Source organism: Microbacterium esteraromaticum (assembly GCF_017303215.1).
Classification (GTDB): Bacteria; Actinomycetota; Actinomycetes; order Actinomycetales; family Microbacteriaceae; genus Microbacterium; species Microbacterium esteraromaticum_C.
The window spans coordinates 13016-34666 of record NZ_JAEMWU010000003.1 but is presented as its reverse complement, the minus strand read 5'-3'; the positions used below and the strand labels follow the sequence as shown (position 1 = coordinate 34666).

The 21651-nt window shown below is 67.0% G+C and carries 19 protein-coding genes; 9 read left to right on the top strand and 10 right to left on the bottom strand.

Going from position 1 to position 21651, the window contains the following annotated elements; translation table 11 throughout:
- Positions 1 to 102 precede the first annotated feature (102 nt).
- Positions 103 to 603 carry an FBP domain-containing protein gene (locus tag JF543_RS14670; RefSeq protein WP_423494931.1) on the bottom strand — a complete coding sequence of 167 codons (501 nt, stop codon included), beginning with the start codon at positions 601 to 603 and terminating at the stop codon, positions 103 to 105.
- Between the two features lie 76 nt (positions 604 to 679).
- Between JF543_RS14670 and JF543_RS12960 the strand changes: the two genes are divergently transcribed.
- Positions 680 to 1225, top strand: coding sequence for a TetR/AcrR family transcriptional regulator (locus JF543_RS12960; protein WP_206824664.1), 546 nt, complete (start codon positions 680 to 682; stop codon positions 1223 to 1225).
- A gap of 168 nt (positions 1226 to 1393) precedes the next feature.
- Positions 1394 to 1912, top strand: a complete 519-nt coding sequence (locus JF543_RS12955) for a CarD family transcriptional regulator (RefSeq protein ID WP_206824662.1) — start codon at positions 1394 to 1396, stop codon at positions 1910 to 1912.
- A 460-nt stretch (positions 1913 to 2372) separates the two neighbouring features.
- On the opposite strand, the gene JF543_RS12950 is transcribed toward JF543_RS12955, so the two are convergent.
- Positions 2373 to 2951, bottom strand: a complete 579-nt coding sequence (locus JF543_RS12950; protein ID WP_206824659.1) for a TetR/AcrR family transcriptional regulator — start codon at positions 2949 to 2951, stop codon at positions 2373 to 2375.
- A gap of 100 nt (positions 2952 to 3051) precedes the next feature.
- On the opposite strand from JF543_RS12950, the gene JF543_RS12945 reads away from it, so the two are divergent.
- Together JF543_RS12945 and JF543_RS12940 are read left to right on the top strand one after the other, a co-directional pair.
- Positions 3052 to 4023 (top strand): NADP-dependent oxidoreductase, encoded by a 972-nt coding sequence (locus tag JF543_RS12945; protein WP_206824657.1) that lies wholly within the window; start codon positions 3052 to 3054, stop codon positions 4021 to 4023.
- Positions 4020 to 4688 (top strand): DsbA family oxidoreductase, encoded by a 669-nt coding sequence (locus JF543_RS12940; protein WP_206824656.1) that lies wholly within the window; start codon positions 4020 to 4022, stop codon positions 4686 to 4688. The genes JF543_RS12945 and JF543_RS12940 overlap by 4 nt, the downstream gene beginning before the upstream one ends.
- 83 nt (positions 4689 to 4771) lie before the next feature.
- On the opposite strand, the gene JF543_RS12935 is transcribed toward JF543_RS12940, so the two are convergent.
- Positions 4772 to 5329, bottom strand: coding sequence for a helix-turn-helix domain-containing protein (locus JF543_RS12935; RefSeq protein ID WP_179410258.1), 558 nt, complete (start codon positions 5327 to 5329; stop codon positions 4772 to 4774).
- 115 nt (positions 5330 to 5444) lie between these two features.
- Between JF543_RS12935 and JF543_RS12930 the strand changes: the two genes are divergently transcribed.
- Complete coding sequence (locus JF543_RS12930; RefSeq protein WP_206824653.1) at positions 5445 to 6821, top strand: DHA2 family efflux MFS transporter permease subunit; 1377 nt, start codon at positions 5445 to 5447, stop codon at positions 6819 to 6821.
- Between the two features lie 56 nt (positions 6822 to 6877).
- Here the strand turns inward: JF543_RS12930 and JF543_RS12925 are convergent, their stop codons facing one another.
- From JF543_RS12925 to nrdH, 5 genes are all read right to left on the bottom strand, one after another.
- Positions 6878 to 7333 carry a hypothetical protein gene (locus JF543_RS12925; RefSeq protein WP_206824649.1) on the bottom strand — a complete coding sequence of 152 codons (456 nt, stop codon included), beginning with the start codon at positions 7331 to 7333 and terminating at the stop codon, positions 6878 to 6880.
- Between the two features lie 170 nt (positions 7334 to 7503).
- Positions 7504 to 8484 (bottom strand): class 1b ribonucleoside-diphosphate reductase subunit beta, encoded by a 981-nt coding sequence (gene nrdF / locus JF543_RS12920; protein WP_179410255.1) that lies wholly within the window; start codon positions 8482 to 8484, stop codon positions 7504 to 7506.
- A 39-nt stretch (positions 8485 to 8523) separates the two neighbouring features.
- A complete protein-coding gene (gene nrdE / locus JF543_RS12915; protein WP_206824648.1) occupies positions 8524 to 10683 on the bottom strand; it encodes a class 1b ribonucleoside-diphosphate reductase subunit alpha in 2160 nt (719 codons plus the stop codon).
- Positions 10665 to 11099 carry a class Ib ribonucleoside-diphosphate reductase assembly flavoprotein NrdI gene (gene nrdI, locus JF543_RS12910; RefSeq protein ID WP_179410253.1) on the bottom strand — a complete coding sequence of 145 codons (435 nt, stop codon included), beginning with the start codon at positions 11097 to 11099 and terminating at the stop codon, positions 10665 to 10667. The genes nrdE and nrdI overlap by 19 nt, the downstream gene beginning before the upstream one ends.
- Before the next feature lie 36 nt (positions 11100 to 11135).
- A complete protein-coding gene (gene nrdH / locus JF543_RS12905; RefSeq protein WP_179410252.1) occupies positions 11136 to 11369 on the bottom strand; it encodes a glutaredoxin-like protein NrdH in 234 nt (77 codons plus the stop codon).
- 407 nt (positions 11370 to 11776) lie between these two features.
- Here nrdH and JF543_RS12900 point away from each other — a divergent pair, with 407 nt between their 5' ends.
- The 3 genes from JF543_RS12900 to JF543_RS12890 all read left to right on the top strand — a co-directional run bounded on the left by JF543_RS12900 (position 11777) and on the right by JF543_RS12890 (position 15645).
- Positions 11777 to 12985, top strand: a complete 1209-nt coding sequence (locus JF543_RS12900) for an MFS transporter (protein ID WP_179410251.1) — start codon at positions 11777 to 11779, stop codon at positions 12983 to 12985.
- A 23-nt stretch (positions 12986 to 13008) separates the two neighbouring features.
- Positions 13009 to 14169 (top strand): acyl-CoA dehydrogenase family protein, encoded by a 1161-nt coding sequence (locus JF543_RS12895; protein WP_206824647.1) that lies wholly within the window; start codon positions 13009 to 13011, stop codon positions 14167 to 14169.
- A 105-nt stretch (positions 14170 to 14274) separates the two neighbouring features.
- Positions 14275 to 15645, top strand: coding sequence for an aspartate aminotransferase family protein (locus JF543_RS12890; RefSeq protein WP_179410249.1), 1371 nt, complete (start codon positions 14275 to 14277; stop codon positions 15643 to 15645).
- Between the two features lie 72 nt (positions 15646 to 15717).
- Here JF543_RS12890 and JF543_RS12885 read toward each other — a convergent pair whose 3' ends face one another.
- Entirely contained in the window at positions 15718 to 19023 is a 3306-nt protein-coding gene (locus JF543_RS12885; RefSeq protein ID WP_206824646.1) for a DUF5107 domain-containing protein, read from the bottom strand.
- Between the two features lie 93 nt (positions 19024 to 19116).
- On the opposite strand from JF543_RS12885, the gene JF543_RS12880 reads away from it, so the two are divergent.
- Positions 19117 to 19980, top strand: a complete 864-nt coding sequence (locus JF543_RS12880; protein WP_206824645.1) for a helix-turn-helix domain-containing protein — start codon at positions 19117 to 19119, stop codon at positions 19978 to 19980.
- Positions 19981 to 19995: 15 nt separating this feature from the next.
- On the opposite strand, the gene JF543_RS12875 is transcribed toward JF543_RS12880, so the two are convergent.
- Positions 19996 to 21651, bottom strand: coding sequence for an amidohydrolase (locus JF543_RS12875; RefSeq protein WP_206822044.1), 1656 nt, complete (start codon positions 21649 to 21651; stop codon positions 19996 to 19998).

The window sequence follows — 21651 nt, the reverse complement described above, 5'->3', positions numbered from 1 at the left end:
CCAGTATTCCGAAACCTCACACAGTGCGCAAGGGCTTCTCGATCGGCTGGCCCGCCGGCACGTCATGATGCCGAAAGCAACAACGTGGAGAGCGTGCCGAATCTAGGCGCTCGGAGCGCCCCGCAGCACCTCCGCCACGAACGAGTGCGCTCGTTCACGCAGCCCCTGCCTGCGGCCAGCGACAAACTCTTCCGCGCTCCCTTCCAACATCGAGCTGGGAAGCAGTCGATTCACTCTGCTGTTGCAGTCCAGTTCTGCACAGAGGTAACTCCCGCGCGATGAACGACTCTGGTCGGACGCGGCCGACCGCCCCGTGAACAGGATCACCTGCTCGAACCGCCTTGGCATCCTGCACAACGTGCACATGACAGCGCGCGCGGGCGCCGAAGCAAGCCGAGCGCGTTCCAGCATGATGCCCTGAAGCTGCCCTTCTCGCTCAACGAAAAGGTAGCCGCGTTGGCGCGCACTGGGGTCCCTCCACCCGAGGTAGTCCAGGTTCTGCCAGCCCGCCTCCCACGACTTCGGCATCCGAACTGTTCGGCGAGTTGCTTCGCTCACGTTCTGCAAGGCACGGCGCAGCTCACCGAGACTTCTCTTCTGCATCACGACCTCCACTCAATTTGTACAGGTGTACAAATTAGCAAATGATCTACGCCGGCGCACCCTAGAATGAATCGCCATGGCCTATCTCCCGCGCGAACAGCGCCGCGCCGCAATCGTCGACGCAGCACTCCGCGTCGCGCGACGCTCCGGCCTGGCCGGCATCACCGCACGCACGGTCGGTCAGGAGGTCGGCGGCTCCCCTGGGCTGATCCATCAGCATTTCGCGAGCATGGTGGAACTGCAGGCGGCGGCGTGGCGAACCTATGTGGCTGAACAAGTTGACGGCTTCACTACCGCTACGCGGACTCCGACGACGAATCCCGTACTGGAGTTCTTCGCCAACCACCGCGCCTCGCCATCAGCGCCAGACCTCAACTTGTGGGCCGACGCGTGGGCGCACGCTCTGCGCGTGCCTGACTTCGCGCCAACCTATGCAGATAGCCTCGACGTCGTTGTCACAGCACTGCAAAGCTCGTCGCCCGAACTGGGGGCCATAGAGGCTCAGCGATACATGCTTCTTGCCGTGGCGTTGGCTGGCATGAGGCGCATCTCGCCCGAGCGCTACCCCCCTGAGGTCGTCGACGACATCATCGCCGACGCCGCGACACCCTCCGACGACTGAAGGGGCGCCCAGCGACCGAGCGCGCGCCGCTTCGAACACGCACAAACGCCAGCATCGGCGACTCGGCGGAGGCCCCTCCTCGCGTTTGCCCCTTGGCGGATGCATCTGTAGTCTTCCCGGGCCCCGCCGGGCAACGCAGACAACCACCGCCCCTGGAAAGGGAACCCGATGCTCTCTCTCGCTCCGAACGCCACCCTCATCCACCCCCATCACGGGGCGGTCACTGTCGTCGGACGCGAGGTGCGCGTGGTACGCGGAGAGCCCACCGAGTGCATCGTCCTGCATTCCCTCGTCAACCGCCTGACGATCCGGATCCCCATCGACCGCATCGACGATGTGGGCATCCGCCCGGTGATGAGCGACGCGACCCTCAGCCTTGTCGTCGCCGCGCTCGGCGAGACGATGACCGATGAACCGGCGAACTGGTCTCGCCGCTTCAAGACCTACGAGCAGAAGGTGGCGAGCGGCAGCATCGTGCAGGTGTCCGAGGTCGTTCGCGACATCAGCCGCCGCGATGTGGACCGCGGCGTCTCGCCGGGCGAGAAGCGCATGCTCACCCGCGCGCAGACGAACCTCATCGCCGAACTCTCGCTGATGCCGCAGTTCGCTGACGAGGGCGAGGCGATCGCCTTCGTCGACGGACTCATCCACGCAGAGCCCCGGCACCGGGAGCGCGCCACGGCATGATGCCGGAGGCGCGCGCCTTGGCCGCGGCCGCGATGCGCGTGGTCGCCTGATGCTTGCCCATGACGGTCTCTTCATGTAGCCCGTGAGGGTGAAGATTGTCAGAGACCCACGCAGGCGTCGAGGCGATTCTTCAAACCGCCGCAGCGCTGAGCACGGCGCTTGTGGGGCTGGCAGACACCGCCACGGGCCGGCGACCTGCACACCGACAGGCAATCCGTCGATGAACCCGATGGGCACGGTCACGGCGCGGTTGCTGCGCGCTCCAGCGCATGCGACAAGCACAGGGCGAGGCGTTTGAGGACCAACTGAACGTTCGGACCGGTTGTTCCTCCATGACGCGTGCCCCATCACCGACCGCCCCGCGTCCGCGCGCTGACGGACCTTCAGGAGCTAAGTTGAGGGGTCCTGCCGACGTCACTCCGATGGGGAGGACCCCTCGATGCTGCCCGCCGCAGCGAACTCAGTGGGGCAGGGGGTGTGCACCTTCGGGTCGGAGTCCGTCCAGGATGATGCCGAGGTAGCGCCGCCAGAGGTCGGGGCCTCGGCCGGGCGCGAAGCCTGCGACGTGGCCGGGAGCGCAGATCAGCAGAGCGACGTCTTCGCCGGTGACGTCGGGGCGGAGGACGCCGGCGGCGCGCGCATCGGCAACCAGCCGCTCCATGAGTGCGAACAGGCGCGACTGCGCATCGTCGAGCTGATCGTTGACGGTGTCGGTCGCGGTGAGGACGGACAGTTCGTCCTGCTGCTGGCCGGCTGCGAGGGTGACGAACTCGAAAAGCGCGGTCTCGGCGGGAGAGGTGTCGGCCAGCCGCTCTCCATCGGCAATGAGCCTCTCGAGTCGGTGCACGACGACGGTGGCCAGGAGGTCTTCTTTGGTCGTGAAGTGCCGGAAGACGGTTCCCTTGCCCACGCCCGCACGCGCGGCGATGTCAGCGACGGACACGTCCAACCCGCGATCGGCGAACTCAAGCTCGGCCGCGTCGAGCAGCCGGGCACGGTTGCGCACGGCATCCGCACGGGGAGCTCTCACATCGGTCATGCCCTCGAGCCTAGCCGAACTTGACCATACGGTCCGTTTCGCGTAGTCTTCCCGCGCAAGGTGACCATATGGTCCGTTTAAAGGGAGTGGATACGTGAGAATGAAGGCGCTTGTCGCGCATGACTATGGACAGCCCGACACCTATCAGGTGGTCGAGGTGGATGCACCGGAACCTGCCGCGGGCGAGATTCTGGTGCGGGTCGCCGCGTCGGCGGTGAACATGGCCGATCTGCGGGTTGCCCGCGGTGATCTGAGTCAGTTCGTACAGCTGCCGCTGCCGCACGTGCTCGGTGCGGACTTCGCCGGCACCGTCACCGCGGTCGGCGATGGTGTGTCCCGCTTCGCGGTGGGCGATGAGGTGTTCGGCTACACGACCTCCGCCGCCATGGCCGCGTTCGGTGGGCCGAACTCACCGACCGGGACCGGATCGATGGCCGAGTACCTCACGGTCCGCGCAGACACCCCGTTCGTCGCGCACCGACCCGCGAGCTTGAGCGTCAAGGATGCCGCCGCCCTCGCGACCACGGGTCTCACGGCGCGCGCTCTCGCGCTCACCGCAGACGTTCAGCCGGGCGAGCGTGTGCTCGTGGTCGGCGCGACCGGTGCGGTCGGCACCGCGCTGATGACGATCCTCAGCTCTTCCGGTGCCCAGATCACCGCGACCGCCATGCCGGCGGACGCCGACGCGATCACCGCGCTCGGTGCGGACCATGTGATCGGTTTCGACCCGGCCGAGTATCCCGCCGATGTCGATGTGATCCTGAACGTTGCTCTTCCCGGGAACTCGCTCGATGACCTGATTGCCACGGTCAAGCCCGGTGGACGGCTTTTCACAATCGTGCCGCCGCCGCCGAACCCCGAGCAGATCCCCCGCCAAGACATCACCGTCACCTACGTCGCCGACGCGAACGCCGACCTCGGCGGCATGATCGAGCTCGCGCAGCTCGCGCTCGACGACGGCATCCGTCCTGTGATCGCGAAGGTCTACACGCTCGATGATGCAGTCCAGGCCTACGTCGACTTCGTGGGCGAGCACCCCGTCGGCAAGCTCGTCGTCACGGTGCCGCAATGAGCGCCCCATCGACGACCCCACTCAAAGTGGACATCTGGTCGGACGTCACCTGCGTGTGGTGCCACATCGGCAAACGCAAGTTCGAGACCGGCCGCGAACGGTTCACGAGCAGCAGCGGAATCCCCGTGGAAGTCGAGTACCACTCATACCAGCTCGACCAGAACCCGCCCGTCGAGTACGGCGGCCGCTACGCCGAATACCTCACCGACGTCATGAACCTCACCGAACAGCACGTTCGTGACAGGTTCGCCATGATCGACCAGGTCGGCGAAGGACTCGGGCTCACGTTCGACTGGGACAGGCTGCAGCCCGCGCTCACCCTCCTCGCCCACCAGGCCATCCACTTCGCGAAGGCCCACGGCAAGCAGAGCGAGATGAACGACCGACTGCTCGCGGCGTACTTCGAACACGGCCGCGACGTCGGCAACCTCGACGAACTCGTCGACCTCGCCGCCGAGATCGGCCTCGACCCGGACACGATCCGCCACGCGCTCACCACCGAGGAGTACCTCCCCGCCGTGCACGCGGACATCGCCCGCGCCGGTCAGCTCGGCATCAACAGCGTCCCCTTCTTCGTCATCGACGAGAAGTACGGCGTGTCGGGCGCGCAGAGCCCGGGCATCTTCGAGCGCGCCCTGGAGCAGGCAGCGGGCGACCGACCATGACCCACGACAACCATGCCACCACCGCGGAGACGGTACGAGCAGGCGACCGAGATCGCCTTATGCCGTCGGGCGACGCGCGCAGATCACAGTGCGACAGGGTGCTCGCTGTCAGCCCCAAACAGATGCAGTAGCTCGACCGTGGTGCCATCTGCGGGGCCGAACCAGTGTGGCGTCATGGGGTCGAACCGTGCTGTCTCACCCGGCTCGAGCAGACGTTCCTCATCGCCGAGAAGCAGGCGCAACTGGCCGGCAAGAACATACAGCCAGGCACTGCCTCGATGGCTGCTCATGCGCACCCGGCGCGGCCCGAGCACCTGCTTGAACACCTGAACCCGGCCGGGATACTCGGTGAGGGGAATGATGACGCCGGCATGCCGCAAGCGCCGCGGCTCGAGGTGCACGCGTGGGTCGCCGGTCTCTGGCGCCCCGACCAGCACACCCAGCGACACCCCATACACGCGAGCGAGGGGGATCAAGAGCTCCAGCGTCGGTTGACGATGCCCGGTCTCCAGCCGCGATAGCCCACTGATAGACAGCCCAGACCGCTCGGCGACCGCGGCGAGCGTCAGTTTCCGCTCGCGGCGGAGCCGACGCAGACGCGGACCGATGGCTTCGAGGATTCCCGTCACGTCCGCATTCATGCCTCGATCTTTGCAGAATTCGCAAGGAACGTCGCGAGGTGCCGCCGCGGCCGGGGATCATCGAACACGCGCGCGGCATTTCGGCCCGCGTCTTGCAGAGAGAAGGCGGGCCGACATGACAGCTACCGACGCAGCGAGAGGCACGATCGCGCTCAGCGCACGACGCCGATGGGCAATACTCGCGGTGTGCGCATCGGCGCTGTTCTTGGTCGGGTTGGACACGACCATAGTCAGCATCGGGCTGCCGCAGATCGGGCTGGGCCTCGGCCTCGATGTGGATCGCCTGGCATGGGTGATCGACGCGTACACGGTGCCGTTCGCGAGCCTGCTCATCACCGCGGGCGCGCTGGCGGATCGGTTCGGACGGCGACGGGTCTTCCAGATCGGGCTGGTCGTGTTCGCCGTCGCGTCCCTCGCCGGCGCCGCCGCACCCTCACTCGGGTGGCTGATCGCGGCGCGCGCCCTCCAGGGGGTGGGAGCATCGATGCTCACGCCCGTCGCCCTTGCCATCGTCGTGGGCGTCATGACTGACCCGCGAGAGCGGGCACAGGCCATCGGCATCTGGGCGTCAGTGTTCGGGGTGAGCCTGGCCGCCGGTCCGCTGACCGGTGGGGCACTCATCGCCGCGTTCGACTGGCGTGCGGTGTTCTGGATCAACGTGCCCGTCGTGCTCGTCGCGCTGATCCTCGTAGCCGTCCTGGTGCCGGAGTCCCGCGCTGCTCATGCACGCAGACTCGACATTCGCGGCCAGGTACTGCTCGTGCTTCTCATCGGCGGGATGGTTGCTGTGCTCATCGAGGCGCCTCACGTCGGATGGACCTCACCGGTCGTGATTCTCGGGATCGGCGCCGTGCTCCTGACAGCGCTCGGCTTCTTCTGGGCCGAGTCACGCAGCCGTCAGCCGCTCATCGACCCGCACCTCTTCCGGCATCCCGGGTTCGCCGGAGCAGTCGCAGGTGCCGTCGCTCTCTTCGTCGGGTTCAGCGTGACGCTCTTGCTGACTACAGTTCTTCTGCAAGGCGGCGAGGGCTGGACGCCCCTGGCAGCCGGCGCAGCGACGCTGCCGATGGCAATCGGGGCGATCGTCGGCGCCCCACTCTCCGGCTACCTCGTCGGGCGGGCCGGGCCGAGAATCCCGCTGTTGGTTGCGGGCGCACTCCTCACCCTCGGCGGGGCGTTGCTGACGACACTCGCCGCTGGGATGAACCTCACGGCGCTCCTGGTGGCGTTTCTGCTCATCGGCCTGGGTGTCGGTCTCGGAAATCCGCCCATCACCAACACCGCTGTGAACAGCTTGCCCCTCGACCGGGCGGGCGTCGCGGGCGGCGTCACCTCGACCGCACGCCAGGTCGGCACGGCCCTCGGCATCGCCCTGGCAGGCACCATTGCCGCGTCGGAGTCATTCGTGTCGGGATGGATCATCATCACCGCCTGCGGTGCGGTCCTGCTCGGCGTCGCCGCCCTCGCGCCGGCGCGCCCCGAGCACCGTTGACGCGGCCTATTCGCTCGGATGCTGGGATGGACGTGCCCGTGTGGGTGAGCCGCTCGTCAACGGTGCTGCATCGGCGCTGTTCGGCTCGACCGGACAGTGATGACGATCCACAGCACAAGTGTGATGAGGATCGCCACGTCCGTAGCGATGTACACGTAGTGCAGCACTGACGGCCCGGGGTCACCGCCAGCGATCACGATGTCGCTACGAGCACTGAGCGCCGGGCGGATGGCGAAGGACTGCACGAGCATCAGCACCCACAGGCATCCGATCAACGCCCATCCACCCACAGGCACACGTGGCCGAAGCACCGCGCTCGCCGTCAGCACGAGAAGCAAGACAAATCCACCGATGGCAAGCGCCCAGAACATCAGCCGCCCGATCCCCAGCCCCAGCGGAACGGTGATGCCCGGCGCCATGAACTTCAGTGGTGCCTCAATGAAGGACAGTCCCAGGATCAGCCCGATCCAGACGCTGGGGACGATCAATCGCAGGGCAGAGATGGCGGTCATACCCGCTACCGTAGCGAAGCCACCCGACCGCGACTGGGTGCCCGCGACGCAGTGAAGTAGCTGATGTCGCCACCGCACGTTCGCCCACCAGCGCGCGGAACGCGGAATCCAGCGCGATCCTCGGACGCATGGTGTGCGGCGCCACGATCTGTGACGCCGCACACACCGACTCAGAAGTCCCAGTCGTCGTCTTCGGTGGCCTCGGCCTTGCCGATGACGTACGAAGAGCCCGACCCCGAGAAGAAGTCGTGGTTCTCGTCTGAGTTGGGCGACAGCGCCGAGAGGATCGCCGGGTTCACGTTCGTGACGGTCGAGGGGAACATCGCCTCGTAGCCCAGGTTCATCAGCGCCTTGTTGGCGTTGTAGTGCAAGAACTTCTTGACGTCCTCGGTCAGTCCGACACCGTCGTAGAGGTCCTGCGTGTACTGCACCTCGTTCTCGTACAGTTCGTACAGCAGCGAGAACGTGTAGTCCTTGAGCTCTTCACGCCGCTCGGGCGTCTCGGTCTCGAGCCCGCGCTGGTACTTGTAGCCGATGTAGTAGCCGTGCACGGCCTCGTCGCGGATGATCAACCGGATCAGGTCGGCGGTGTTGGTCAGCTTCGCCTTCGACGACCAGTAGATCGGCAGGTAGAAGCCCGAGTAGAACAGGAACGACTCCAGCAGGGTCGAGGCGACCTTGCGCTTGAGCGGGTCATCGCCACGGTAGTAGTCGACGATGATCTGCGCCTTCTTCTGCAGGTTCTGGTTCTCGACCGACCAGCGGAAGGCCTCATCGATCTCCTTCGTCGACGCGAGGGTCGAGAAGATCGACGAGTAGCTCTTGGCGTGCACCGACTCCATGAAGGCGATGTTGGTGTACACAGCCTCCTCGTGCGGGGTCAGCGCGTCGGGGATCAGCGAGACCGCGCCCACCGTGCCCTGAATGGTGTCGAGCAGCGTCAAGCCGGTGAACACGCGCATGGTCATCAGCTGCTCTTGCTCGGTGAGCGTGTTCCACGACTGCACGTCGTTCGACAGCGGCACCTTCTCAGGCAGCCAGAAGTTGCCCGTCAGACGGTTCCAGACCTCGAGGTCCTTCTCGTCTTCGATGCGGTTCCAGTTGATCGCCTGCACGTGGTCGACCAGCGTGAGCTTCGGAGAGGGAGTCATCTTGCCATTCCTATTCTGAAAAAGTCCCTGGTCAGCGCGTCACAGCATGCAGCTGACGCACTCCGTCATGTCGGTGCCCTCAAGCGCCAGCTGACGCAGACGGATGTAGTAGATCGTCTTGATGCCCTTGCGCCATGCGTAGATCTGCGCCTTGTTGATGTCACGGGTGGTCGCGGTGTCCTTGAAGAACAGCGTCAGCGACAGTCCCTGGTCGACGTGCTGCGTCGCCGCGGCGTACGTGTCGATGACCTTCTCGTACCCGATCTCGTAGGCGTCCTCGTAGTACTCCAGGTTGTCGTTCGTCATGAACGGCGCCGGGTAGTACACGCGACCGAGCTTGCCTTCCTTGCGAATCTCCACCTTCGACGCGATCGGGTGGATCGACGACGTCGAGTTGTTGATGTACGAGATCGAACCGGTCGGCGGCACGGCCTGCAGGTTCTGGTTGAAGATGCCGTGCTGCTGCACGCTCTCCTTCAGCTCGGCCCAGTCCTGCTGCGTCGGGATGCGGTGACCGGCGAAGAGCTCCTTGACCTTCTCGGTCTCGGGAGCCCAGACCTGGTCGATGTACTTGTCGAAGAACTCACCCGACGCGTAGGTCGAGTCGGCGAAGCCCTCGAAGGTCTCGCCGCGCTCGATGGCGAGCTTGTTCGATGCCTTCAGCGCGTGGAACAACACCGTGTAGAAGTAGATGTTCGTGAAGTCGATGCCCTCTTCAGAGCCGTAGAACACCCGCTCGCGAGCCAGGTACCCGTGCAGGTTCATCTGCCCGAGGCCGATCGCGTGCGAACGGTCGTTGCCGTCTTCGATCGACCGCACCGAGCTGATGTGGCTCTGGGTGCTGACCGCGGTCAGCGCACGGATCGCGGCCTCGACGGTCTTGCCGAGGTCACCGGCATCCATCGACAGCGCGATGTTCATCGAGCCGAGGTTGCACGAGATGTCCTTGCCGATCTGGTCGTACGACAGGTCGGTGTTGTACGTCGTCGGGGTGTTCACCTGCAGGATCTCGCTGCACAGGTTCGACATGTTGATCCGACCCTTGATCGGGTTGGCCTTGTTCACCGTGTCTTCGAACATGATGTACGGGTAGCCCGACTCGAACTGGATCTCGGCGAGCGTCTGGAAGAACTCGCGCGCGTTGATCTTCGTCTTCTTGATGCGCGCGTCGTCGACCATCTCGTGGTACTTCTCGGTCACCGAGATGTCACCGAACGGCACCCCGTAGACCTTCTCAACGTCGTACGGCGAGAACAGGTACATGTCCTCGCCCTTCTTGGCGAGCTCGAAGGTGATGTCGGGCACGACGACGCCCAGCGACAGCGTCTTGATGCGAATCTTCTCGTCGGCGTTCTCACGCTTGGTGTCGAGGAAGCGCATGATGTCGGGGTGGTGCGCGTGCAGGTAGACCGCACCGGCGCCCTGACGCGCGCCCAGCTGGTTGGCGTAGCTGAAACTGTCTTCGAGCAGCTTCATGACGGGGATGATGCCCGAGGACTGGTTCTCGATCTGCTTGATCGGAGCACCCGACTCACGGATGTTGCTCAGCAGCAGAGCGACACCGCCACCGCGCTTGCTGAGCTGCAGCGACGAGTTGATGCCGCGGGCGATCGACTCCATGTTGTCTTCGATGCGCAGCAGGAAGCAGCTGACGAGCTCGCCGCGCTGCGCCTTGCCGGCGTTCAAGAAGGTGGGCGTGGCCGGCTGGAACCGGCCCGAGATGATCTCGTCGACGAGCTCGATCGCGACCTGCTCGTCACCTTCGGCGAGGGCGAGGGCCGTCATGACGACGCGGTCCTCGAAGCGCTCGAGGTAGCGCTTGCCGTCGAACGTCTTGAGCGTGTAGCTGGTGTAGTACTTGAACGCGCCGAGGAACGTCTCGAAGCGGAACTTCTTCGAGTACGCGAAGTCGTTGAGCTTCTGGATGAACTCGAAGGAGTACTGGTCGATGACCGCGCCTTCGTAGTACTGCTTCTCGACGAGGTAGTCCAGACGCTCCTTGAGCGAGTGGAAGAACACCGTGTTCTGGTTGACGTGCTGCAGGAAGTACTCGCGTGCTGCGCGCTTGTCGGCGTCGAACTGGATCTTGCCGTTCGCGTCGTACAGGTTCAGCATCGCGTTGAGGGCGTGGTAGTCGAGCCCTTCGAAGGCGGGGTTCACCTTGAACTCGACTGCGTCTGTCACTGTAGCTTCCACCATCGTTCCAATCCGTCGCTCACGCGATCGACGTCGTCCTGCGTGCCGAATACCTCGAACCGATACAAGTGCGGCACGTTGCACTTGCGGCTGATGACTTCACCGGCGAGGCAGAACGCATCGCCGAAGTTCGTGTTTCCCGCCGAGATCACCCCGCGGATGTTTCGCCGGTTGCGCTCGTCGTTGAGGAACCGGATGACCTGCTTGGGCACGGCGCCCTTCTCGACGCCGCGACCCTGCCCACCTCCGTACGTGGGGGTGACCAGCACGAACGGCTCATCGATGATGAGCGGCTCGTCGGTGCGAAGCAACGGGATGCGCCGCGCGGGCAGATCGAGCTTCTCGATGAACCGTGCGGTGTTACCCGAGACGCTCGAGAAAAACACCAGCAGCGGCACCTCGGTGGCGACCGCGCTCATGATCCACTCCCTTTGGTGTCTGCGCCTGTCGCCAGGTCAGGACAGGCGCGCTGCGAGCTCGTCGATCTTGTCGGGACGGAAGCCCGACCAGTGGCCCTCGTCGGTCACGACGACGGGTGCCGACATGTAGCCGAGAGCCTTGACCTGCTCGAGGGCGTTGGCGTCTTCGGAGAGGTCGTGGATCTCGTATTCGATGCCCTTGGCGTCGAGGGCGCGGTAGGTGGCGTTGCACTGAACGCAGGAAGGCTTGGTGTAGACCGTGATCGACATGATGACGACTGATTCCCCTCTAATCCGATGTTCTCCGACAGACCCCCCGCCGGGAGTATCAATACTACATATGGGGACGGACATTGGGGGTGACCACAAGGGGTAGTAGTTACATCCGTGTAGTTTTCCACCGTCCTCCCCAGGTTCAACACAGCTTGTCCACGCTTTCTTCCACAGGCCGGCGGCACCTCTGACGGGTCGCGAACCGCGGATTCACGCGGGTCTGTCGACCCGGTTGCGGATCCATCCACAGGCGGCACGCTAGCTGCCCCCACCGACATCCGATTTCCTGTGGAGAGCGCGCTTCGGCGTGTCGCGGGCGTGTCGCCCACGACGCCGTTCGCACGCCCCGCGCGTCGCGCCGCGCGTACGCGCGCGCGGATACCAAAGGGGACTAATCTCGTCTCGTGGCGGGATACCGGGACCTTCTTCGCACGCCCGGAGTGGCGCGCATGATCGCAGCGCAATTGGTGGCGCGCTTCCCCAGCGGGATGCTGAGTCTGGCGATCCTATTGCATGTCGAGCAGCAGACCGGATCGTACGGCGCGGCGGGCATCGTCCTCGCGGCGGCATCGGTCGGACAGGCTGTCGCCGGACCGGTCACGAGCCGATGGATGGGCGCCTGGGGCATGCGCCGGGTGCTCACGCTCACCGCGCTGGTCTGCGTCGTCGCCTTGCTCTGTCTCGCGCTGCTGCCGCTGAATGTTCCCGGCTACATGGCGCTCGCCCTGCTGGCGGGCCTCTCTACGCCCCCAGTGCAGGCGGCCGTGCGCACGATCTACCCGAAGCTGGTCAACTCCGGGCAGCTCACCCCGCTGTTCTCACTCGACGCCTCTCTGCAGGAGATCATCTGGATCGTCGCCCCCGTGGTGATCACCGTGGTCTCCACCCAGGTCGGCACGGTCGAGGGGCTGCTGCTGGTCGCCACGATCCTGCTGTTCGGCGGCGCCTGGTTCATCTTCTCGCCCGAGGTGGGCCGGGTACGCATCCCGCGCAGCCGACGCGCATTCGGCCGGGTCGTCCTGAAACCGCCGGTGATGCTCGCCACCGCGATCGGCTTCCTGCTCATCGGCGCCGCGTCGGCTGTCGAGGTCGGCGTCGTCGCGACCTTCGGTCACGACGGCCTGGAGGCAGGGCTGGTGCTGGCTGTCTTCTCGGTGGGAAGCCTGGTCGGCGGACTGGCCTTCGGGCACATCCCGATCGGCCCGTGGGCGATGGCACGCCGCCTGCTCATCGTGACCGTCGGCCTGTGCCTGACGATGCTGTCGCTGAACGTCTTCTGGCTCGGCGGCACACTGCTGCTGGCCGGACTCGGCGTCGCGCCCGCCCTTGCCGTCCTCTTCGCGATCACCACGGCCAGCGTGAAGTTCAGCGAGACGGCCGAGGCCTTCGGGTGGGCGGGCACCGGGCAGCTGATCGGGGCCGCACTGGGGTCGGCCATCGCCGGCATCCTCATCGATCTCAACGGCCCGACCGGCGCCTACCTCGCCGCCACATTGTTCGCCGCCGCGGGCCTGCTCGTCTCGGTGGTGTTCGTGCGGTTCTTCCCCGATCTGCGCGACCGTGATCCCTCGCCACATCCCGACACCGAACCGATCACGACCGCCCAGCCCTGACGCCTCGCATCTACTGTGGAGGCATGAGCGCGTTCGACCCGTCCCTGTATCTGCCCGACGCACTGCTCGAGCGCATCCGCGAGCGCGCGGGCATCCACGATCGCGAGAACACCTTCCCGCAGGACGATCTCGACGAGCTGCAGGACGCCGGCTATCTGTCGATCCTCGTGCCCGCCGAGCGCGGCGGCGCGGGGCTGGGCCTGGAGCAGGCGGCGCTGCTGCAGCAGCGCCTCGCGACGGCATCCCCCGCCACCGCTCTGGCGATCAATATGCACCTCGTCTGGACCGGCGTGGCAAAGGTGTTCAGCGACCGCGGCGTCGCGGGCCTGGAGTTCGTGCAGGACGGCGCCGTCGCCGGCGAGGTCTTCGCGTTCGGCATCAGCGAGGGCGGCAACGATCTCGTGCTGTTCGGCAGCGACACCGATGCCGCTCCACAGCCGGACGGCGGGTATGCCTTTACCGGCACGAAGATCTTCACCTCGTTGGCGCCGGTGTGGACCCGCCTGGGTCTGCACGGCCTCGACACGACCAGCGCCGACGCGCCGAAACTGGTGTTCGCCTTCATCGACCGCACCGATGCGGTCGTGACCGGAGACGACTGGGACACCCTCGGCATGCGCGGCACGCAGAGCCGCACGACCCGACTGAACGGCGCCGTCGCGCCGCCGGAGCGCATCGTGCGCCGCATCGACCCGGGCCCGAACCCGGATCCGATCGTGTTCGGCATCTTCAGCGTGTTCGAGCTGCTGCTCGCCTCGGTGTACACGGGCATCGCCCGGCGCGGCCTCGATCTGGCCGTCGCCACCGCGCACAAGCGCACGTCGAAGAAGAGCGGCACGACGTACAGCCAGGACCCCGACATCCGCTGGCGGATCGCCGACATGGCACTGGCCTACGACGCCCTGCCCCCGCAGATCGCAGCCCTCACCCGAGACGTGGATGCCGGCGCGGATCACGGCGCCCGCTGGTTCACCCTGCTCTCCGGTGTCAAGCACCGCGCGGTCGTGATGGCCAAGCAGGTGGTCGATGAGGCGATGCTGGTCGCCGGCGGCGGCTCGTACTTCTCGTCGAACGAGTTGTCGCGGCTGTACCGCGATGTGCTGGCGGGCATGTTCCACCCGTCCGACCCCGAATCGGCGCACGCGACGGCGGCGAGCGCGTGGCTGGGCCCGCTCGACGCCTGAGGCGTCGAGGCACCCACGAGGGGCGGATGCTGATTTCGTAGCATCTGCGGCATTTTCCCTGCGAATTCTGTTGCCAACAGTAACGTTCAGTGTCAATATCGACACATGAACGCCGAACTGCAGCAGAAAGCGAAGGACCATCTCTGGATGCACTTCACTCGTCAGTCGACGATGGAGTCCTCTGGAGTGCCGGTGATCGTCAAGGGCGAGGGACACCACATCTGGGACTCCGACGGCCGCAAGTACATCGACGGGTTGGCCGGGCTGTTCGTCGTCAATGCCGGACACGGTCGCCGCCGGCTGGCCGAGGCTGCAGCGAAGCAGGCCGAAGAGCTGGCGTTCTTCCCCCTGTGGTCGTACGCGCACCCCGCGGCGATCGAGTTGGCCGACCGGCTCGCCGATGAGGCCCCCGGCGACCTGAACCGGGTCTTCTTCAGCACCGGCGGTGGTGAGGCCGTCGAGACCGCCTTCAAGCTCGCCAAGCACTACTGGAAGCTGCGGGGCCGCCCCGGAAAGCACAAGGTGATCTCGCGCTCGGTCGCGTACCACGGCACCCCGCAGGGGGCCCTGGCGATCACCGGCATCCCCGCGATGAAGGAGATGTTCGAGCCACTCACCCCCGGCGGGTTCCGCGTGCCGAACACGAACTTCTACCGCGCCGCCGAGATGGGCGGGCCCGCCGACGATCCCGAGGCCTTCGGCCGGTGGGCGGCGAACCGCATCGAAGAGATGATCCTCTTCGAAGGACCCGACACGGTCGCGGCGGTCTTCCTCGAGCCGGTGCAGAACTCCGGCGGCTGTTTCCCGCCTCCCCCGGGCTACTTCCAGCGTGTCCGCGAGATCTGCGATCGCCACGACGTGCTGCTGGTGTCGGACGAGGTCATCTGCGCCTTCGGCCGCATCGGCCACACCTTCGCGTGCGACGCGTACGGGTACGTCCCCGACATGATCACCTGTGCCAAGGGCATGACCAGCGGATACTCCCCCATCGGAGCCACCATCATCTCCGACCGCATCTACGAGCCGTTCTCGAAAGGGCAGACGTACTTCCCGCACGGCTACACCTTCGGCGGGCATCCGGTCTCGGCCGCTGTGGCGCTCGAGAACCTCGCCATCTTCGATGAGGAGGGACTGAACGCCCACGTGCGCGAGAACTCTCCGCTGTTCCGCGCCGAGCTCGAGACCCTGCTCGATCTGCCCATCGTCGGCGACGTGCGCGGCGACGGATACTTCTTCGGCATCGAGCTGGTCAAGGACAAGACCACCAAGGAGACCTTCGACGAGGACGAATCCGAGCGTCTGCTGCGCGGGTTCCTCTCGAAGGCGCTCTACGACGCGGGGCTGTACTGCCGTGCCGACGACCGCGGCGACCCCGTCATCCAGCTCGCCCCGCCGTTGACGATCGGCCCGGCGGAGTTCCGCGAGATCGGCAGCATCCTGCGCGGTGTGCTCACCGAGGCGGCGCGCATCCTCTGACACCCCCAGCTAGCGCCGAGACCCCCTGCTGCAGACGTCTGCAGCAGGGGGTCTCGGCGCGAAGTGGGGGTGTCAGGGGGCCGCGCGCATCGTGCCGGATCCTCCGCCCGCCGCTGCCTCGCGACGTCCCTCGGCGGCGAGATCGCGCAGCGCCCGAGCCTCCTGGAGGCGACGCTCGACCGTATCGACAGAGAAGAGCAGCAGCTCGGGCATCGAGGTGGCGAAGTAATCGCTGCGATCCGCTGCCGCTTCCAGCTCCGCGGCACGCGCCTCAAGCGCGTCCCACACGCGCGCGGCCTGCGCCCACTCCCCCAGACGCAGATGCGCCCGACCGATCCAGACATCGCTCGCAGTGATGCGATGCCCCTCAGCCGCCAACGCCGTGTCAACTGCTGTCGCCCGACACCAGGACACCGCCGCGGCCCGGTCATCACCGAGCGCCGCCTCGGCGTCTCCCAGGAGCACGAACCGTTCCGCGACGATATCAGCGGGGTGACGGCCCTCTCCGAGGTTCTGCGGAGGCACGACCCCGGCCCGCAGCAACCGTCTGGCGCGCTCCGGATCCCGTGCGAGCACCTCGCGCGCGACGGCAGCCGATGCCCGGTCGAACACGGCGAGCACCGTGCCCTCGCCGCCTTCGAACGGCTGGAACTCCCGCCGCTGCAACACCTCCAGCGCCTGCTCGGCCCGGTCGAGATCGACCAACAAGCCGAGATAGGCGACCATGAGATCGTCGCGGATCAGCACCTCGGCTCCGGCACGCTCGATCGCCTCCAGCCGATCGGCCGGGTCGACGCCGCGCAGTCCGGCGAGCTGATCCCGCTCGTACACGAGCCGAGCGTCCGCGGCTCCGCTGCGTTCGAGCGCCGAGGCATAGCGCGCGTCGGCGAGATCGAGGTCGCCGCCGGCGTTCACCAGGGCGACCGCGGCGTTGCGCCAGACAACCGGGTCTTCAGCGCCCTGCTCGATCGCACGATCGAGGGCTTCGAGCGCTGCGCCGGTGCGCCCGGCGTCGAGCAGCCAGCATCCGAGCATCCCGTTCGCCCGCGCATCATCCGCCTCCGCGGCGAGGGCGCGGCAGAGCACATCGTGGTCGTCGAGCCCCGCGGGGAATGCGAGTCGGGCACCGACAGCACGCGCACGCCCGCGCGCCATCGCAGCCTCGCGGTGCGCTCCGGCGCCATCCAGGAAGGCGGCGACCGCATACGCCGCCATCGGGGCCGGGTTGCCGAAGGCACTCGGCCCCGCCGAGGCCGCCCGCTCGGCGAGTCGGATGCCGCGGGCGTGGTCGCCGTACCGGTGCACCTCGTGCGCCATCGTGAGCAGGGTACGCGGATCGAGCGGGTCGAGCGCATCGTCGAGCGCCGCGAGCAGGGGGTCCAGCGGATCGGCGTCGCGGGCGGACGCGAGCAGATCGCGGGCGCGCTGGTCCGCACCGAGGGCGCGCAGGGCGACCACGCGCGCCGCGAGGAGCTGCGTGCTCAATGGATCGTGCGTTGCCGCTTGCTCGGCGAGTTCGAGCGAGCGCTGTGCATCGCCCGCCCGCAGAGCGAGCCGAGCGCGCCCCAGGGCCGCCGGGGTGCGCAGAGCGCTGTCCCAACTCGCCTTGCCGAAGGCATCCGCGGCGTCGCTCCACCGTTCCAGCCTCTCCAGCACGAGACCGCGCAACAGGCTGACGCCACCGTGCTCGGGGTTAAGGTTTCGTCGTGTCTCGCGGGCCTGCGCGGCATCGAGATGCTCGAGAGCGGCCAGGTACTCCCCACGGGAGAAGCACAGGCGGGCGAGGCCCTCATGTGCGCGCGCATCGCCGGGGTCGCGGCACACGGCCTCGCGGAAGTAGGGCTCCGCCGCGCGGGTGGGGTGGCGGTACTGCACGAGGTGGCGTGCCGTGACGACGAGTTCGTCGTTCGATTCGATACCCGCCGGCTCCGGCGGCTCGCTCGCCACCCACGGCTCGACGACAGCCGCATCGTGCGCGCGCCAATGCACGAGCTCATGCACACCGGTGTCTGCCGAGGTCACGACGACCTCGATGTCCTCCCGGGTCGCGGGCGCCGTCAGCAGCACCTCATCGACGAACGGCGCGCCGGGCGAGACGGGCGACGTCCACTCGACGATCGTCATATCCTCGCGGCGCACGGAGATCCGCACCGCGGAGTGCACGCCGGTCGTGGCGACCCCCACGCGCACGCGGCGATCATCCACCTCGAGACCGATGGCCGCCTCACGCGTCGCCTGCACGGCAGGACCGATCCGCTGAATCGGGTACCAGTACTGCGCGAACGATCGTGTCTCGCCGGGGCGCAACCACGTGAAGTCCGGCTGGTTGTCGGTGAAGACCCCCGCCATCAGCTCGACGTACGGACCGTCGTGATCGGTGAGGTGACGATCCCACGCATGGCCGACCGGACCGTTTCCCCACGTCCACATCTTCTTGCCCGGCGCGATCGCGCGATCCGCCCAGTGCACGAACCCGGCGCGCGCATCGTGGTCGTAGCCGCCGAAGAAATCGTCGACGGTGTCGGTGATCATGTACGAGGTCGGAACCGGCACGTTGCCGTAGAAATCGATACGGTCCGCCCCCGGTGTCTGCTGTGCCAGAGCCGCGTAGTCGACCCCGTAGTACGGCCGATCGGCTGCCGGGAACGCCGTGATCGCACGACGGGCGTGATCAGCGACATAGCCGACGTCGGTCGGGAAGAACGACTGGTACCGATCATGCGCACGTGCCGCGACGTTCGCCCACCACAAGAAGGTCTGCGGCACATCGGTGCGGTTGACCAGGCGTGCTTCGAGCCCGATCAGCGCGGAGTCGCCCCGCAGGCTGATGCCATGGGTGGCGCGCATGCGCTGCAGGGGGTCGAGATCGCTGTGCCAGACGATGACCGTTCCGTCCTGACGCCGTTCGACACGCGTCTCGACGGGCAGATGGGTCGCGGGACGGTGATGCTGGGGCCAGTTGAACTCGACACCGCCCGATACCCACGGCCCCGCGACGCCCACGAGTGCGGGCTTGATGACATTGTTGCGGTAGAAGAAGTCGTAGTCACAGGTCTTGTCGTAGCCGACGTGGATGCGCCCACCGAGCTCGGGCAGCATGACCAGGCGAACCCACTGATTCTCGAGGTGGATCGCGCGCCAGGTCCGCGGCGCCGCCTCTTTCTCGATGCGGTCGACGAACGGCATCGGGTAGATACGTCCGCTGGAGCCCTGATAGACCCGGCGGTCGAGAAAGGCAGGGTACCGATCGGGCTCGGCGGCGGCGTAGGTATCGATCGTGATCGGCTGTTCCCAGCAGGCGACGCCGCCCGCTTCGAGGATGGCGCGCTCCGACGCCGGCGGGTCCGGCAGCACGATCGACTGAGGTGAAGAGGTCATGTCCTCCACGCTAGGCTCGCCGGTTGCGGCACGACCATGGGCGTTCTCGGCGCATACCTGGACGTTTCGCTGATCTATGGCATGCTCAATTGCATGGAGCGCAGGGAGGGGTTCGCACGCCAGCGGCTCTGCGTCATCCCGCGTCCCGTGGTCACGGACGCCCTCACCCGACCGGTCACCAGCAGTATGCTCGTGACCGACGCAGGCTGGTTCCCCGAGGCTCGGGATCACCTGCGCGTCAGACCGCATGGAGCGCCTGAGACGGTACTTCTGGTCTGCACAGACGGGCAGGGGTGGGTCGACGTGGGGCACGGCCGCATCACGGTCGAGCCTGGAACCGCCGCCCTCATCCCTCGCGGCACACCGCATTCCTACGGCGCGCAGACTCATCATCCCTGGACGATCTGGTGGTGTCATCTGCAGGGCGAGGATCTGGACCATCTCTGGCACGCGATCGGCTCCGAAGAGCCGGCCGCCGTCTTCCCGCTGCAGTCCCCCGAACGCATCACGACGCTGGTCGAACAGATCGTCGCCGCACTTGAACGGGATCATTCGCCACCCCGTCTGCTCGTCACCACCGGACTCGCCTGGCATCTGATGACCCAGCTCGCCGCGGATCGCCGCCTCGCCGAACGCAGCGAACCGCTGGAACGGGCAATGCGCGTCCTGGACGAACGCGCCGAAGGCAGCATCCGCGTCTCTGAACTCGCCCGGCTCGTGGGCGTCTCACCCTCTCACCTCGGGGCGCTCTTCCGAGCGGCAACGGGTGGCGGAGTACTCGCCTACCATCGCGATCTGAAGATGGCACGGGCGCGACGACTTCTCGACACCACGACGCTGAACATCACCGAGATCGCCGACCGGCTCGGATACACCGACCCGTTCTACTTCTCGCGTCAGTTCCGGCGCGTGCACGGTACGAGCCCGAGCGACTACCGCCGGCTCCGCAAGGGGTGACCGCCGCCGAGGCCGTCAGCCCTCGTACACCCGCTTCCCCTCGACCCACGTGCCGATCACCCGGGTGTCGCCGATCTCGTCGAGGGGGCCGTCGAACGGATCCCGATCGAGCAGCGCGAGGTCGGCCAGCATCCCCACTCTGATCGTGCCAGTCTCGGGCAGCGAGTTCACCCGCGCCGAGCCGGCCGTGTACGCCTGCAACGCGGTGCCGAGGTCGATCGCCTGCTCCGGAAGGAACGCCGGGTAGTCGCCCTCCCACTCCGAGGGCGCCGAACGCCGGTTCACGGCCGTGTGGATGGCCGCCATCGGATCCGGTGTCGACACCGACCAGTCGCTTCCGGCGGCGAGCGCGGCCCCCGCACGCAGCAGGTCACCGAACGGGTACTGCCAGCTCGACCGCGCCTCTCCGAGGAACGGCAGCGTGAGGTCGACCATCTGGGGTTCCAGAGCGGCCCAGAGCATCTGCATGTTCGCCGTCACGCCGAGCCTGCGGAACCGCGGCACGTCGTCGGGGTGCACGACCTGGATGTGCGAGATGTGATGCGGGTTGCCACGGGGCCCGTTGCGGCGCAGCGCCGACTCCACGGCGTCGAGGCACTCGCGCACCGCCCGGTCGCCGATGGCGTGAAAGTGCAGGGTGAATCCCAGAGCGTCCAGACGCGCAGCGGCCTCGTTGAGGATCTCGGGTTCAACGAACGAGATCCCCGCGTTCTCGGTGGGATGCCCGTGCCCATCGCAGTACGGTTCCAGCATCGACGCGGTGAAGTTCTCGGCCACGCCGTCCTGCATGATCTTGATGCTGGTCGCGGCGAACCGCCCGCCCCGGGCGCTCTCGCGCCGCGCGACGAGGTCATCGATCTGCTCGAGCCCGCGGGTGCGGTCCCACCACAGCGAACCCACCACGCGCCCGGTGAGCTCACCGGCGGCATCCGCCGCGATGTACACCGGGAGGGGGTCTCCGGCATCGCTGTACTGTGTGCCGACGATGGCGTCCTGCCAGGCGGTGATCCCGAACGAGTGCAAGTACGCCTGGCCGACGGCGAGCGCCTCACGCAGTCGTTCGTGCGGTTCCTCGGGCAGCAGCCGGTTCACCAGCGTCATCGCGCCCTCGTGCAGTGTGCCCGTCGGGTTGCCGTCGGCATCGCGCTCGATGCGCCCATCGGCCGGGTCGGGGGTATCGCGGGTGACGCCCGCCAGCTGCAGGGCGCGGCTGTTCACCCAGGCGCCGTGTCCATCGCGGTTGGGCAGAAAGGCCGGGCGATCGGCGACGACCGCGTCGAGCGCCGCCGCTGTCGGGGTACCACCGGGGAAAGCCGACATCTGCCAGCCGCCGCCGAGGATCCAGTCGTCGCCTGGGTTCGCCTGCGCGTAGCCACGGATGCGTTCGAGGTAGGCGTCCGCCGTCGACAGGTCAGACAGATCGCAGCGCAGCAGGTCGAGGCCGCCCCACAGCGGATGCACGTGCGCGTCCTGGAAGCCGGGGATCAGCAGCCGACCGTCGAGATCGATGACCTCGGTATCGGGACCGATCAACGCGGTCGCCTCGGCTCCGAGCGCGACGATGCGCCCGCCGCGGACGGCGACGCTATCGGCGCGTCCCCGGCTGGAGTCCGCACAGAACACCCGCCCGCCGTATGCACCACCGGTGAAAACCAGATCTGCGTGAGCCAA